General features: G+C 70.4%; 13 protein-coding genes and 1 tRNA gene. 10 read left to right on the top strand and 4 right to left on the bottom strand.

Features of this window, described 5'->3' with window-relative positions; genetic code table 11:
• The first annotated feature begins 102 nt into the window (after positions 1-102).
• From ACFW9O_RS10760 to ACFW9O_RS10770, 3 genes are all read left to right on the top strand, one after another.
• Positions 103-444: a hypothetical protein gene (locus tag ACFW9O_RS10760; protein ID WP_351177560.1), complete on the top strand. Its 342-nt coding sequence runs from the start codon at positions 103-105 to the stop codon at positions 442-444.
• A 137-nt stretch (positions 445-581) separates the two neighbouring features.
• On the top strand, positions 582-1283 hold the full coding sequence (locus ACFW9O_RS10765; protein WP_384607394.1) for a hypothetical protein: 702 nt from the start codon (positions 582-584) through the stop codon (positions 1281-1283).
• Positions 1274-1347, top strand: a tRNA-Lys gene (locus ACFW9O_RS10770). Before ACFW9O_RS10765 ends, ACFW9O_RS10770 begins: the two co-directional genes overlap by 10 nt.
• A 94-nt stretch (positions 1348-1441) precedes the next feature.
• Here ACFW9O_RS10770 and ACFW9O_RS10775 read toward each other — a convergent pair.
• Positions 1442-2716 (bottom strand): M6 family metalloprotease domain-containing protein, encoded by a 1275-nt coding sequence (locus ACFW9O_RS10775; RefSeq protein WP_384607396.1) that lies wholly within the window; start codon positions 2714-2716, stop codon positions 1442-1444.
• A 392-nt stretch (positions 2717-3108) separates the two neighbouring features.
• Between ACFW9O_RS10775 and ACFW9O_RS10780 the strand changes: the two genes are divergently transcribed.
• Entirely contained in the window at positions 3109-4932 is a 1824-nt protein-coding gene (locus tag ACFW9O_RS10780; protein ID WP_384607850.1) for a putative bifunctional diguanylate cyclase/phosphodiesterase, read from the top strand.
• Between the two features lie 24 nt (positions 4933-4956).
• On the opposite strand, the gene ACFW9O_RS10785 is transcribed toward ACFW9O_RS10780, so the two are convergent.
• Positions 4957-6057 carry an LLM class flavin-dependent oxidoreductase gene (locus ACFW9O_RS10785; protein ID WP_384607399.1) on the bottom strand — a complete coding sequence of 367 codons (1101 nt, stop codon included), beginning with the start codon at positions 6055-6057 and terminating at the stop codon, positions 4957-4959.
• A gap of 89 nt (positions 6058-6146) precedes the next feature.
• Positions 6147-6911, bottom strand: coding sequence for a decarboxylase (locus tag ACFW9O_RS10790; RefSeq protein WP_384607401.1), 765 nt, complete (start codon positions 6909-6911; stop codon positions 6147-6149).
• A 184-nt stretch (positions 6912-7095) separates the two neighbouring features.
• Between ACFW9O_RS10790 and ACFW9O_RS10795 the strand changes: the two genes are divergently transcribed.
• The 6 genes from ACFW9O_RS10795 to ACFW9O_RS10820 all read left to right on the top strand — a co-directional run bounded on the left by ACFW9O_RS10795 (position 7096) and on the right by ACFW9O_RS10820 (position 12298).
• Positions 7096-8055 carry a D-2-hydroxyacid dehydrogenase gene (locus ACFW9O_RS10795; RefSeq protein WP_384607404.1) on the top strand — a complete coding sequence of 320 codons (960 nt, stop codon included), beginning with the start codon at positions 7096-7098 and terminating at the stop codon, positions 8053-8055.
• A 197-nt stretch (positions 8056-8252) separates the two neighbouring features.
• Entirely contained in the window at positions 8253-9155 is a 903-nt protein-coding gene (gene ehuB, locus ACFW9O_RS10800; RefSeq protein ID WP_384607407.1) for an ectoine/hydroxyectoine ABC transporter substrate-binding protein EhuB, read from the top strand.
• 18 nt (positions 9156-9173) lie between these two features.
• Positions 9174-9908, top strand: a complete 735-nt coding sequence (ehuC, locus tag ACFW9O_RS10805) for an ectoine/hydroxyectoine ABC transporter permease subunit EhuC (protein ID WP_351167637.1) — start codon at positions 9174-9176, stop codon at positions 9906-9908.
• Positions 9905-10546 (top strand): ectoine/hydroxyectoine ABC transporter permease subunit EhuD, encoded by a 642-nt coding sequence (gene ehuD / locus ACFW9O_RS10810; protein WP_384607410.1) that lies wholly within the window; start codon positions 9905-9907, stop codon positions 10544-10546. The genes ehuC and ehuD overlap by 4 nt, the downstream gene beginning before the upstream one ends.
• Positions 10536-11369, top strand: coding sequence for an ectoine/hydroxyectoine ABC transporter ATP-binding protein EhuA (gene ehuA / locus ACFW9O_RS10815; protein WP_384607412.1), 834 nt, complete (start codon positions 10536-10538; stop codon positions 11367-11369). Before ehuD ends, ehuA begins: the two co-directional genes overlap by 11 nt.
• Before the next feature lie 167 nt (positions 11370-11536).
• The gene (locus tag ACFW9O_RS10820; RefSeq protein ID WP_351167643.1) at positions 11537-12298 is read left to right on the top strand and encodes an IclR family transcriptional regulator C-terminal domain-containing protein; all 762 of its coding nucleotides are present in this window, start codon (positions 11537-11539) and stop codon (positions 12296-12298) included.
• A 108-nt stretch (positions 12299-12406) separates the two neighbouring features.
• Here ACFW9O_RS10820 and ACFW9O_RS10825 read toward each other — a convergent pair whose 3' ends face one another.
• The gene (locus tag ACFW9O_RS10825) at positions 12407-14023 is read right to left on the bottom strand and encodes a glycoside hydrolase family 13 protein (protein WP_384607415.1); all 1617 of its coding nucleotides are present in this window, start codon (positions 14021-14023) and stop codon (positions 12407-12409) included.
• Between the last annotated feature and the right edge of the window lie 13 nt (positions 14024-14036).

Here is a 14036-nt window from a genome sequence, read left to right on the forward strand (position 1 = left end):
TGGCGCTTCGCATGCATCGCGGGCCCCGATCGTGGGAAGCGGTCTTGCGCCGGGCTGGACAATGGAAGGTGGCCGTCCGGCCGTACGAGGAAGGAACACCACATGGCACAACCCGAGCGGAACGAGCGGCAGAGGCTGCGTCCCGCACCGCTGCTCTTCGAGCCGTCGGAGGCGGCGGCGGACCCGGAGCACTTCTTCGACCTCGAGTCGATGGACGATCCGAAGGAGCTGCTGGCCCGTGCGACCGAGCTGACGCTCGCGTTCCGGGCGGCGACCGACCGGGCCGTGGAGTTCCAGGCCGTGGCCGCCGCCCAGCTCGCCGATCCGCGCAGGTTCGACCGTCTCACCGCGGCGGACATAGCCGCCCGTGCGGAGTGGACCGAGGACTATGCCAAGAAGATGATCGAGTTCGGCCGGTCCCTGCTGAACGACCCCAGGCCCTGACGCCTCAAGGGCCTTCCGTGACTCCGGGTACAGCCTCTGGCATATGCCGTCGGGCAAGATACTCCTTCAAGGCCCACCCTGTCCGGCTTTCGGCAACTCTCGGAAACAGTACCGTCACTGCCGGTAGACCTGACGTCATGAGCGCATGGCTGAAAGACGAAACGACCCTTCACTCCGGTGCCACCCCGCGCCACGGCGTCGACATCTTCGCCCTGCTGCGGGACCGGACAGGCGACCGGGCAGCCGATGACAGGGCGGCCCAGGTCACCGCATCGGGAGCCGCCTGGCTCGCCGGTGCCACGGCCTACCCGCGCAGCACGCTCTCCCAGTGGGAGGCCCGCCCCGGCTCCCCCGGCGTCCTGCCGTGCGGATCCGCCTTCGACGTGGTGAACGTGCCCGCGCTGTTCGGCCGGCGCATGCTGGAGCAGCTCTGGGCCGAGGGCCCGGGCTCCGGTCCGGTCGCCACGCACCGCGGGCGGATGCTGCTGTTCGCCGCTCCCGGCACCGCCCAGCGGCTGCCGTCACTGCTGGCATGGGAGGAGTGGGGCACCGGAAGCGCGTCCGGGAGCTCACCGAGGCACCACGGGGCCATGCCCCCGCTGCTCTGTCACGGCACCGGTGACGCGGTCACGGTCCCGCCCCTGGTCGGCGGTTCCGGTGGCGGACCCCGCTGGCTGGTCGCCCCCGACACGCGCAACCCGTGGCTTCCGGGCCCGGACGTTCTGCTCTGGGCCTGCGTACGGGTGGGCAGGTCGGCGGCCCCGTCGACCACGGGGAATTCGATTTTTCCTCCGGCCGATCCGGGTGCTAATGTCTACGACGTCACCAGGCGCCGTTAGCTCAGTTGGTTAGAGCAGCTGACTCTTAATCAGCGGGTCCGGGGTTCGAGTCCCTGACGGCGCACAGACAGAAGAAGCCCCCTCGTACATACGAGGGGGCTTCTTCGTGCGTGCCCACGGCCCAGGGTTCACGGCCCGGGCGCCCGGCTCCGGGCTTCTCAGGTGCCGGTGGTGATCCGTACCGTCCACGCGCCGGACCGCGTCCGGTCGGCGACCTCGATCCGGGTGCGCTCGCCGGGCACGCTGTAGCGCTCGCCCTCGCGGAGGGGGGCGTCCGCGAGCGGCGGGTAGACCGAGCGCTCCCAGCAGGCGTCGGAGTCCGGGTGGGTGTCCAGCACCTCGATGGGGCCGCCGCCGGAGGGCGTGCGGTTGTGGATGCGGTAGATCAGTACGCCTTCGGTGCAGGTCCCCCGGTCGTTCCCGGTGGCGCTGCGTGCCTCCACGGCCAGCGCGCTGTCCGTGCCGGTCCTGATGACGGCGAGCCGGGTCCCGATGGATCCGCCGGGCACGGGCACCTCGGCCATGGGTTCGAGGGTCAGGTCGGCGCTGCCCTGCACGCAGACGACCTGGCCGCGGTCGAGCCAGCCGAGCTTCCACTTGTGCCAGCCGAACAGATCCGGGGAGAGTCCGAACTGGCTGCCCATGACGTCCCAGTCGCCGACGTAGGTGTCCCAGTCGCCCTTTCCGTCCTTGGGCCGGTGGTAGAGGTCCGCCAGGTCGAAGACGTGTCCGGTCTCGTGGGCGAGGACGTTGCGGTCCGGCGGGTGCTCCTCGAAGACGGTGACCACCCGCTTGATGTCCGCGCCGTCGGCGCGCAGCGGCCGGTCGAAGTTGACCACCTTCGTGGCGTCGGAGTCGACGCCGGGCGCGTCCGGGTCGGCGACGAGGTAGACGATGTCGTACGTGGAGAAGTCGACCTGGTCGTCGACGGCCTCGATCGCGTCGCGGAGGTAGGCGGTGCGCTGCTCGGATCCCCAGTCGCGCTGTATGCCGTACCAGGTGGAGGGGTGCGGCATCCGGGTCCACTGCTGCTGGGGGTGGGCGCGGAGGGTGAACTTCCCGTACGAGGCCCGCTTGAAGAAGCGGGTGGTCGAGGGGAAGTAGTCGGCGGCGAGCACGTCGGGGGTGACGGCGGGCTCGGAGTCCGGGAACGAGAGGAAGACCATGACCGCGTCGAGGCTGTGGTCGGGGCGCGGGTAGGCGTCGTTCCAGGTGTCCAGGCCGAGCGAGTGGTGTGCCCCGGTCCTGGGCAGGGCGCACGGGCTCGCGTCGCGCGAGGCCGCCACGGCGGGTCCGGCGACGAGCCCGGTGGCGGCGAGCGCCAGGAGGGAGGTGAGTGCGGCCGCCGCGCTGCGCAGACTCGGCCTCTCCACCACTCCCCCGGGTCTGTGCTGACGCGGCACATCTACCTCCGGGTGGCGAATGCGGGACATCCCCCTCACCCTGTGCCGATTCGGTGCCGTACGCCCTGTTGTGCTGCCCCACACGGGTAAGCGGGGAGGCGACAGCCCACCTCACTCACAGACAGTCACAATCAATCACCTCAACCACACACCAGAACGGATCCGCACAGAAACAATCAGTAGCGGGCAAAGAGGGTTACCGCGTGTCGCATGGGCCATACGCGTACGGCGAGCCCGAAACCGCGGACGCGCTGGAACGCCCGACGCGCCACCCTCTATGCTTCACCTCGCTTTCCTGCGTGGTTTCCGCCTCTGGCACGGGCACTCCACCCGATGACCCCCTGTCCGACCCTCCGGCCGATATCTGTTCACGACAATCTGCACAGCGGGAGCGAGCGGTGAGCGGAACCTCCGAAGGGCCGATGCCCCCGGCGGGCACGGCACCCGACACCGGGCAACCCGTGGTCACGGATTGTGACGGCACCGAGGTGGATCACTCCGCCCTGAGTGACTACCGTGCCGCGTTCCAGGTGACCGCCCTCCCCATGGCCGTCGTCGACCGGCACGGCCGGGTCGTCCGGGCGAACGACGCGCTGGGCGGACTGCTCGGCACCGAACCCGGCTTCCTGGTCCAGCAGTCGGCAGCCGATCTCGTCGACCTCGCGTCGGACCGCCGCACCCTGCAGGCGTACGGCGAGGTCCTGGGCGGCAGCCGCTCGCGCCTGCGCTGCACCCGCCGGCTGAAGCATCCCGACGGCCGGTCCCTGTGGGCCGAGATCACCGTCGTACCGATGGCCGGTGCGCCGCCCGGTCCGGGCAGCGGCGGTGTGCTGCTGTCCGTCGCCGACATCAGCGACCGGCGCGAACTGCAGAACCGGCTGCGCCACCTCCAGATGCACGATCCGGTGACCCGGCTGCCCAACCGGACACTGTTCTTCGAACGGCTCTCCACCGCCCTGGAAGGCCCGCCGTTCCAGGACGACTCGCTGCCGCGCCACGGCCGGATCGGGCTCTGCTACCTGGACCTCGACGGCTTCAAGGCGGTCAACGACACCCTGGGGCACCGGGCCGGCGACCGGCTGCTGGCCGCCGTCGCCACCCGGCTCACCGACTGCGCGGAGGCCGACGGCTTCGACCGCAGCGGCAGCCATCTGGTGGCGCGCCTGGGCGGTGACGAGTTCGTGATCCTGGTCGAGGACTCCGCGGGTACCCATCAGCTCACCGAGCTCGCGCGTTCGGTGCTCAACGCCCTCCAGCAGCCCTTCGACCTGGCCGGGCAGCGGCTCTCCGTCTCCGCCTCGATCGGGGTGGTGGAACGGGCCTCGGCAGGCACCTCACCCACCGGTCTGATGCAGGCCGCCGACACCACGCTCTACTGGGCCAAGGCGGACGGCAAGGCACGCTGGACGCTCTTCGACCCCGAGCGCAACGCCCACCGGATGACCCGTCAGGCACTGTCCTCCACACTGCGGCCCGCCGTCGAGCGCGGCGAGTTCACCCTGGAGTACCAGCCGCTCGTCTGCATGGCCGACGAGGTCGTACGGGGCGTGGAAGCCCTGGTCCGGTGGAATCACCCGCAGTTCGGGATGCTGGCGCCGAACAAATTCGTCTCGATCGCCGAGGAGGACGGAACGATCGTCCAGCTCGGCCGCTGGGTGCTGCGCACGGCGTGCCGCCAGGCCCGCCGCTGGCAGCTGGACCACCCCGGCGAGCCACCGCTGTTCATCAGCGTCAACGTCGCCGTACGCCAGTTGCGGGACTCCGACCTGGTCGCCGATGTGGCGGAGATCCTCGCCGAGACCGGTCTCGCACCGGGGCTGCTGCAACTGGAGTTGACCGAGTCCGCCGTGATGGGGTCCTCGGGCCGGCCGCTGCGGGTCCTCCAGGCGCTCAGCGACATGGGCGTCCGCATCGCGATCGACGACTTCGGCACCGGCTACTCCAACCTCGCCTATCTGAGCCGGCTGCCCGTCTCCGTGCTGAAGCTGGACGGATCCTTCGTACGCGGCTTCCGCTACGAGGACGGGGCGCACCCCAGCCCCGCCGACGAGACCATCGTCGAGGCCATGGTGCAGCTGGCGCACCGCCTGGGCCTGACGGTCACCGCGGAGTGCGTGGAGACGTCGGGCCAGGCGGAGCGGCTGCGCCGGATCGGCTGCGACACCGGACAGGGCTGGCTCTACTCACGTGCGGTCGCCCCGGAGCGCATCGCCGAACTGATCGGCACCCGGGCGCTGGAGGTCTGAGCCGGGCGGCCGCGTCGGACCTCGTCAGCCGAGGACGGGCAGGCCGTACGCGTCCGCGATCAGCTCGTAGGACCGCAGCCGGGCGTCACCGCTGTGGGCGTTGGCAGTGATCATCAGTTCGTCGGCGCCGGTGCGCTTGGCCAGGTCGTCGAGGCCCGCGCGGACCTCGTCCGCGGTGCCGTGGACGATGTTGACGAGCCAGCTGTCGACGAACTCGCGCTCCATCGGACTGAAGGCGTAGGCCTCCGCCTCCTCGGGCGTCGGGACGAGGCCGGGGCGGCCGGAGCGCAGACGCAGCATCGACAGGGCACCGGTCAGGACCTGGCGGCGGGCCTCGCGCTCCTCGTCGGCGGCCAGGGCGGCGACGCCGATCAGGGCGTACGGGGCGTCGAGCACCGCGGACGGCTTGAACGACTCCCGGTACAGGTCGAGGGCCGGCACGGTGTTCTGGGCCGAGAAGTGGTGGGCGAACGCGAAGGGCAGGCCGAGGACGCCGGCCAGCCGTGCGCTGAAGCCGGAGGAGCCCAGCAGCCAGATGGGCGGACGGGCCGCGGACTGGACGCAGCCTTCCGAGGTGGCCTGCACCGGTCCGGGGACCGCGTGGATACGGGCGTAGGGGTGCCCGTCCGGGAAGTCGTCGTCCAGGAACCTGGTCAGCTCGGCCAGCTGCTGCGGGAAGTCTTCGGCTCCCTCGTTCAGGCGCTCGGTGCGGCGCAGCGCCGCTGCCGTGGCGCCGTCGGTGCCGGGGGCACGGCCGAGGCCGAGGTCGACGCGGCCGGGGGCCATCGCCTCCAGGGTGCCGAACTGCTCGGCGATCACCAGGGGGGCGTGGTTGGGCAGCATCACGCCGCCGGAGCCGAGCCTGATGCGCTCGGTGTGGGCGGCCATGTGCGCGAGGATGACGGCCGGGGACGAGGAGGCCACACCCGGCATGGAGTGGTGCTCCGCCACCCAGTAGCGGTGGAAGCCGCGGCTCTCGGCGAGCCTGGCGATGTCGACGCCGGTGCGCAGGGCCTGGGTCGCCGTGCGGCCCTGGCCCACGGTCACCAGGTCGAGTACGGAGAGGGGCACGGGGGCCGTTCCGCCTGCGGTGCCGCGAATCTCGTCGCCTCGGTTCTCATCCACGTGTTCGACCTCTCCCGGTACTTCTGTGCGTATCGGGAGGTACGAACAGGAGGATGGCTCCGCTTATTCCCGCGCCGCTCCCCCGCGGCTCACTCCCGCACCTCGATGCCCCGGTGCTCGGCGGACCCGAGCGGGGGCTCACGGGTGGCGAAGAGCGTGCCGAGCGTCGGCGCCCAGACCCGTCGGTCGGCCAGCCGGAGCCCCTCCCAGACCGCCACCTGGTTCGCGGTGAGGACCGGCTTCCCGACGAGTTCCTCCAGCTCGGGGATGTGGGCCGTGGTGTGCAGCGCGTTGTCCGGGAGCAGCACCACCTCGGCGTCGGGATGGTCCCCGGCCACGGCCAGTTCCTTCACCCGCTCCAGGTCCACGGTGGCGGCCTCGGCGGCGCTGATGATGCCGTTGCCCCGGGTCGCCGCCACTTCGATGCCGGCGGACCCGAGGAAGTCCGCGAAGAGCGCGGCCACGTCCTCGGGGTACGTCGCCGCGACCGCGACCCTGGTGGCCCCCAGCTCCCCCACGGCGTGCGTGAAGGCGAGGGACGTGCTGGACGCGGGCAGTCCCGCCGTCCTGGCGAGGGTCGCCATCTGTTCGTGGGCCCCGTCCCACCCGTAGGCGAAGCTGCCGCCGGTGCAGGCCCAGACGATCGATTCGGCTCCTGCCATCCGCAGTTCCTCGACCCCGGCGGCCAGGCGCTCGGGCGTGCCCGCCCCGCGCAGGGAGTCGGTACTGCGGGAGTCCTCGTCGATGTCGGTGTGGAACAGCGGCACTCTGATGTCGCTGTCGAGCATGATCTCGGTCCGCGGGAAGTCGTCCTCCGCGGCGTAGCCCGGGTAGAGAAGTCCTACGGTCGTCATGTCCATCCTTCCGGTGCGTCCGGATGTCCTCTGCCGCCTCTCGGGCGCGCCCTGAAACCGCTGCCCCCGCCTGGGACAAGTATTCCTCCAATGGCCGCACAACGGCGCCCGCAACAGTTCTGACCTGCGGATTTCATGGTCCTGTTGACGGCGGGGCGGCCGGGTGCGAGCGTGATAGATCCTGATGCCCCAGCCTCTGATCCTCGTCCTTGACGCCGCCCCGGCGCCGCGCCTGGGCCGGCTCACCGGGCAGGCGCGCATCCGGTACGCCGACGGGCGCAGCCTCGCCCGGCAACTGCCGGACGCGGATGTGCTGCTCGTCTGGGACTTCACCTCCGACGCCGTGCGCGAGGCCTGGCCGGGCGCGGGGCCGCGGCCCCGCTGGGTGCACACGGCGAGCGCCGGCGTCGACCGGCTCCTCTGCCCCGAGCTGGCCGCGTCCCCCACCGTCGTCACGAACGCGCGGGGCGTCTTCGAGCTTCCGATCGCGGAGTACGTGGCGGGTCTGGTGCTCGCGTTCGCGAAGGACCTCCCGCGCACGCTGGATCTCCAGCGTGCGCGGGAGTGGCGCCACCGTGAGACCCGTCGGCTCGCCGGCAGCCGTGCGGTCGTCGTCGGCGCCGGCCCGGTCGGCCGGGAGATCATGCGGCTGCTGCACGGGCTCGGTGTCCAGGTGGCGCTCGTGGGGCGTACGGCGCGGCGCACGATTCACGGCGTCGAGGACCTCGACCGGCTCGCGGCCGGTGCCGACTGGGTGATCTGCGCGGCTCCGCTGACGGCGTCGACGCACGGCATGTTCGACGCGCGGTTCTTCGGACTCCTCCAGCCCTCCGCCCGGTTCGTCAACGTGGGACGCGGGCCGCTGGTCGTCGAGGAGGACCTGGCCGAGGCGCTGCGCAGGCGCTGGATCGCCGGTGCGGCGCTCGACGTGTTCCAGGAGGAGCCGCTGGACCGGGAGAGCCCGCTGTGGGACGTACCGGAACTGATCGTCTCCCCGCACATGAGCGGAGACACGGCCGGCTGGCGGGACCGGCTGGCCGAGCAGTTCGTCTCGATGTACGAACGGTGGGCGGCCGGTGAGCCGTTGCCGAACATCGTGGACATACAGCGTGGTTACGTCCCTTCCGAGGACATCCCCGCATAACGGACAGTCACGGGGCAGGCCTCCCAGGGGAGTACGCCCCGCGTTCCCCCCGTCGCTCTCCGCCCGCGACGAGACACGGGAAGGTCACCCTCCGGCCACTTTTCGGTTACATGGCAGCGCTTCCTGCATAGACGTACGGGATCGGGCAGGCGCTCACCCTGTCCGGACTGAGCGACCCCTCCAGGAGATTGCGAACCATGGCTGACTTCCCGAACCTGTCCCGCCGGGGTTTCCTCAACCGATCGGCAGCCGTGGGCGGACTGCTCGTCGTTCCCGGACTGCTCTCCGCGTGCAGCAAGACCGATGCCGGCTCCGTGGAGGGCGAGGGTGCGCTCGACAAGCTCCGCAAGCAGGGTTTCGTCCGGGTCGCGTACGCCAACGAGGCCCCGTACGGCTACCTGGAGGTCAAGGAACTCAAGGGCGAGGCCCCCACCTTGCACCGGGAGATATTCAAGGCGCTCGGCGTCGACGAACTGAAGCCCACCCTCTCGGAGTGGGACGGCCTGATCCCCGGCCTGCAGGCCGGGAAGTACGACGTGGTCAGCGCGGGCATGGCCATCACTCCCGAGCGCTGCGCCAACGCCATCTTCTCCGAGCCGGAGTTCATCTCCCCCACCGCTCTGATGGTGAGGAAGGGCAACCCGAAGAAGCTCACCGACCTGGCGTCCGCGAAGGCCGCCGGAGTCACCGTCGGCGTGATGTCCGGTGCGGTCGAGGGCTCGTACGCCGAGGGCGCGGGCATCCCCGAGGGGAAGATCAAGACACTGCAGAAGCCGCAGGACGGCGCCGACGCCGTCAAGGGCGGCCGGATCGACGCGTTCCTGCTCACCGGCATCTCCCTGCGCTGGCTCGCGAAGACCAACCCGGACACCGAGGTCACCGAGGCCTTCGTGCCGGAACTGGACGGGAAGCAGCAGTTCTCCCCGGGCGGCGCGGTCTTCCGCCAGGGCAACGAGGACCTGCGGGACTCCTTCAACCGTGAGCTCAAGAAGATCGTCTCGGACAGGTCGCGTTATGTGGGCCTGTTGCAGGAGTACGGCTTCGGGGCCACGGAGATCCCGCCGGCCACCTTGAAGACCGCCGATCTGTGCAAGGGCTGACGGGGCGGACCACACCGTATGAGTGACTTCTTCTCCACACTCCTCGACGAGCTGCCCCAGATCAGAGCGGGCCTGTGGGTGACGCTCGAGGCCACGGTCCTGGGCTCCCTGCTGGCCCTGCTCCTGTCGTTCGTGCTCGGCCTGGCGGCGGGCAGCACGCTGCTCCCGGTACGCGGTGTCTCCCGGATCGTCGTGGAGTTCTTCCGCGGCACCTCGCTCTACATCCAGCTGTTCTGGCTCTACTACGCGATGCCGCAGCTCACCGGGTACGAACTGACACCCTTGCTCTGCGGGATCGTCGCCTTCGGGCTGAACTACGGCGCGTACGGCTCCGAGATCGTGCGCGGCGCGATCAACTCCGTGCCCCGCGCCCAGTACGAGGCCGCCGTGGCACTGAACATGAGCCCCACGCACCGGATGCGGAAGGTGATCCTGCCGCAGGCATGGGTGCAGATGATCCCCTCCTTCACCAACCTGCTGATCCAGCTGCTGAAGTGCACACCCCTGCTGTGGCTGATCTCCGCGGCCGACCTGATGACCGTGATCCAGCAGATCCGCGACCGCACCGGTGAGACCCTGACCGCCTACCTCACCCTGCTGGCCGTCTACTTCGTCCTCGCCTACGCGCTGACCCTGCTGATGAACCTGCTGGAGCGGAGCGCCAAGCGGCGGCTCGGTCTGCACACCGGCTCGGGAAGCCTGCTCAGGACGCGCAGCGCGGAACCCGCCACGACCGTCGGAGGTACCCGGTGAACGCGTTCGACGGGGATGCCGTCGGGGACGCCCTGCCCCTGCTGCTCGAAGGGTTCAGGGTCACCCTCCTCGCGACCGTGCTCGGCACTCTGGTGGCAGCGGTGCTCGGTCTGCTGATCGCGATCGCCGGGCGGGCCCCGTCCCGCCTGGTGACCGTGCCCGTGAAGGCGGTGACGGAGTTCATCCGCTCCACCCCGCTGCTGGTCCAACTGGTCGGTGCCGCAGCCCTCTTCACGTCGGTGGAGCCGCTGACCATCGGCATCGTGGTACTGGGCGTCCACTACGCCGCGTACACCTCGGAGGTGTACCGGGCAGGGATCGACGGTGTGCCCAAGGGGCAGTGGGAGGCCTGCCGGGCACTCTCCATGACTCCCCGGCGGACCTGGCAGGCCGTGATCCTGCCGCAGGCGGTGCGCAACGTACTGCCCGCCCTCGGCAACTACGCGATCTCGATGTTCAAGGAGACCCCCTTCCTCGCCGTGATCACGGTGCAGGAAATGGTCTTCGAGGCCCGCACGTACGGGGCCGACCACTTCGCGTACACCGAGGCGTTCACGCTCGCGGGACTCGTCTTCCTGGTCGCGAGCTACCCCACCTCGCTGCTGATGAGAAAGCTGGAGAAGCGCCTTGGCCACTGACTCTGCTCCCCTGAAGGAACCCACGGAAGCCGCTCCGGGCCCCGTGACGACCGGCGTCGAGCCGCTGGTCCGCTTCGACAAGGTCGTCAAGCGGTACGGCGACCACGTGGTCCTCGACGAGCTGGACTTCACCGTGCGGCGCGGCGAGCACGTCACGCTGATCGGCCCGAGCGGCTCAGGAAAGACCACCATCCTGCGGCTGCTGATGACGCTGGAGAAGGTCAGCGACGGCGTGATCTGGGTGGACGGCTCACCCCTGTCGCACACACGGACGCCGAACGGCTCGTTGAAGCCGGCGGGCGAGAAGCAGCTGCGCGAGTCCCGGAAGAAGATCGGGATGGTGTTCCAGCAGTTCAATCTCTTCCCCAACATGAAGGTGCTCCAGAACATCACGGAGGCGCCCGTCAACGTGCTGGGCATGGACCGGGACGCGGCGGAGGCCAGGGCCCGTGAGCTGCTCGACCTGGTCGGCCTCTCCGGCAAGACCGACGCGCATCCCTCCCAGCTCTCGGGCGGCCAGCAGCAGCGGGTCGCCATCGCCCGGGCGCTGGCGATGCGGCCGGAGATCCTGCTGCTCGACGAGGTGACGTCCGCGCTCGACCCGGAGCTGGTGGCGGGCGTGCTGGAGCTCCTCGGTGACATCGCGAGGAACACCGACATCACGATGCTCTGCGTGACGCACGAGATGAACTTCGCCCGGGACGTCTCGGAGAAGGTCCTGATGTTCGACGCGGGCCGTGTCGTGGAGTCCGGAACGCCGGAGAAAATCTTCTCCGATCCGGAGCACGAACGTACGCGCGAGTTCCTCAACGCGGTGCTGTGACCTTGCTGTTGGTGTTCAGACAATGACTCTGGCATATGCCGGACGGGTGCGCCCCAGCTGACAGGGCCAGGGCGCGCCCAGCAACTCATCAACAGCCCCTCCGAATGGGCCTCTTGGCGGCTATCGTGGGGCAAAAGCTTGCGGTCACAACCTGGTAGGGGGAAACCGTGGCGTTGAAGCCCGAGCCGAAGGCGCCGTTCCACTCGGTGCAGTACGCCCTGCGTGTGCTCGAGTCGGTGTCCACACACGGCGGCGGTGTGACCGACGCACAGATCTCCCGCGAGACGGGGCTGCCCGTCGGCCACCTCTCCTCCCTGCTCCTGATGCTGCGCCGCGAGGGGTACGTCGAGCAGGTCGCCGACGGCGCGTACATCATCGGCGCCTCACTCATCGAGCTCGGCTCCGGCGCGGCCACCCGCAGGCAGGTCCTGGAGGACAAGCTCCAGCAGACGCTCGTGCAGCTGCGGGACTCGGTGGGCGCGGCGGTCTACATCAGCCGGTACGTCGACGGGGAGATCCGGGTCACGCAGATGGCCGACGGGCCCCGCACGCCCGCCGTCAACGAGTGGGTGGACTTCCGGTCGGCGGCGCACGCCAGCGCGATCGGGAAGTGCCTGCTGACGCAGCTCGACCAGAACGGCCGGCGCGACCATCTGTCGCGGCACCGGATCGCCCGGCTCACCTCGCGGACCATCACGAGCGAGAAGGTGCTCTTCTCGAAGCTGGACAGCCAGCCGGCGACGGTGCCGATGCTCGATCTGCAGGAGTACGCGGTGGGCACGGTGTGCGCGGCAGTCCCCCTGACGGCGGGTTCGTCGGCGGGGTGCCTGGCGCTGTCGCTGCCGATCGAGGACGCGCACCGGCTGCGGTCCGCGGCGGCCACGCTGAACCGGCGGGCGGCGCCCGTGCTTCTGTCGCTGGCGCTCTGATTCCTGGTCCGGTGCGGGGTCCGGGGGCGCCCTGGGATCGTCATTGTCCTCAATCGCCGGACGGGCTTGAAGTGTGCCCCGTCCGGCGATCGAGGACGGAACCCCGCGCTAGAGGTCCAGCCACGCCGCCGTGTCCGGGGGCAGGACGCCGTCCGGGAGCGGGCCGCTGGCGAGCAGGACTTCCGCGCCCGGCGGCAGGGCGACCGGTTCCGCCGAGATGTTCAGCAGGCAGCGGAATCCGCCGGGGCCCCGGTCGAAGCACACCGTCCCCGCGCCCGACTCCACCCACGTCAGTGACTCCGGCAGAGGCACCAGGCGTTCGCGGCGCAGAGCCAGCGCGGCACGGTAGAGGGTGAGGAAGGACTCCGGGTCCGTGTGCTGGGCCGACACGCTCAGGGCGGACCACGACTCCGGCTGCGGCAGCCAGGGCGTCGCGGCCCCGTCCGGCGAGAAGCCCAGCGAGGGGCCCGGTCCCCACGGCAGCGGGATCCGGCACCCGTCGCGCCCCCGGTCCGCCCCGCCCGAGCGGACGAACGTGGGGTCCTGGATCACCGCGTCGGGCAGGTCCTGCACCTCCGGCAGGCCCAGCTCGTCGCCCTGGTACACGTACACCCCGCCGGGCAGCGCCAGCGTCAGCAGTGCCGCCGCCCGCGCCCGGCGGCGGCCCAGGACCGGATCGCTCGGGTCGAGCAGCCGCTTGTCCCCCATGTCGAACGAGGTGTCCGCCCGCCCGTACCGTGTGACGTGCCGGATCGTGTCGTGGTTGGAGAGCACCCAGGTGGGCGGCGCCGCCACGGGTGCGTGCCCGGCGAGGGTCTCCTCGATGACGCGGCGCAGCGCGTCCGCGTCCCACGAGCAGCACAGGAAGTCGAAGTTGAACGCCGAGTGGAGCTCGTCCGGGCGCAGGTAGCGCGCCGACTGCTCGGGTGTCGGCAGCCAGACCTCGCCGACGAACGTGCGCTCGCCGTCGTACTCGTCGAGGATCTTGCGCCAGGACCGGTAGATGTCGTGCACCGCGTCGCAGTCCTGGTAGGGCAGGTCCGTGACGTCCGGGTCGGGGCCGACGTCCGGCAGGCCCGGCTTCTTCTCCAGACCGTGGGCCACGTCGATACGGAACCCGTCGACGCCCCGGTCCAGCCAGAACCGCAGGATGTCCTCGAACTCGGCCCGTATCTGCGGGTGTTCCCAGTTCAGGTCCGGCTGTTCGGGAGCGAACATGTGTAGGTACCAGGGCCCGGCGCTGCCGTCCGCCTCCGTCACCCGCGTCCAGGCGCTGCCGCCGAAGTAGGAGGTCCAGTCGTTGGGCGGCAGTTCGCCGCTCTCCCCGCGGCCGGGGACGAACCAGAAGCGTTCCCGCTCCGCCGCTCCCGGACCCGCCGCGAGCGCGTCGCGGAACCAGACGTGCTGGTCGGAGCAGTGGTTGGGCACCAGGTCGATCAGGACGCGCAGCCCGTGTTCATGGGCTGCGACGACGAGGTGTTCGGCCTCGGCAAGGGTGCCGAAGAGCGGGTCGATGTCGCGGTAGTCCGCCACGTCGTAGCCGCCGTCGGCCATGGGCGAGGTGTACCAGGGGGTGAACCACAGGGCGTCGACGCCGAGTTCGCGCAGGTACGGCAGGCGGCTGCGGACTCCGGCGAGGTCGCCGGTGCCGTCTCCGTCGCCGTCGGCGAAGCTGCGTACGTAGATCTGGTAGATCGCGGCGTGCCGCCACCAGTGGGTGGTCACTGAGACTCCTTGC

The sequence above is a fragment of the Streptomyces sp. NPDC059499 genome (genome assembly GCF_042749285.1).
Taxonomy (GTDB): domain Bacteria; phylum Actinomycetota; class Actinomycetes; order Streptomycetales; family Streptomycetaceae; genus Streptomyces.

What these genes read in the sequence shown, in the direction of transcription:
- ACFW9O_RS10760 (WP_351177560.1), top strand. Translation starts at nt 103, where the DNA reads ATGGCACAACCCGAGCGGAACGAGCGGCAGAGGCTGCGTCCCGCACCG.
- ACFW9O_RS10765 (WP_384607394.1), top strand. Translation starts at nt 582, where the DNA reads ATGAGCGCATGGCTGAAAGACGAAACGACCCTTCACTCCGGTGCCACC.
- ACFW9O_RS10775 (WP_384607396.1), bottom strand. Translation starts at nt 2,716, where the DNA reads ATGTCCCGCATTCGCCACCCGGAGGTAGATGTGCCGCGTCAGCACAGA.
- ACFW9O_RS10780 (WP_384607850.1), top strand. Translation starts at nt 3,109, where the DNA reads ATGCCCCCGGCGGGCACGGCACCCGACACCGGGCAACCCGTGGTCACG.
- ACFW9O_RS10790 (WP_384607401.1), bottom strand. Translation starts at nt 6,911, where the DNA reads ATGACGACCGTAGGACTTCTCTACCCGGGCTACGCCGCGGAGGACGAC.
- ACFW9O_RS10795 (WP_384607404.1), top strand. Translation starts at nt 7,096, where the DNA reads ATGCCCCAGCCTCTGATCCTCGTCCTTGACGCCGCCCCGGCGCCGCGC.
- ehuB (WP_384607407.1), top strand. Translation starts at nt 8,253, where the DNA reads ATGGCTGACTTCCCGAACCTGTCCCGCCGGGGTTTCCTCAACCGATCG.
- ehuC (WP_351167637.1), top strand. Translation starts at nt 9,174, where the DNA reads ATGAGTGACTTCTTCTCCACACTCCTCGACGAGCTGCCCCAGATCAGA.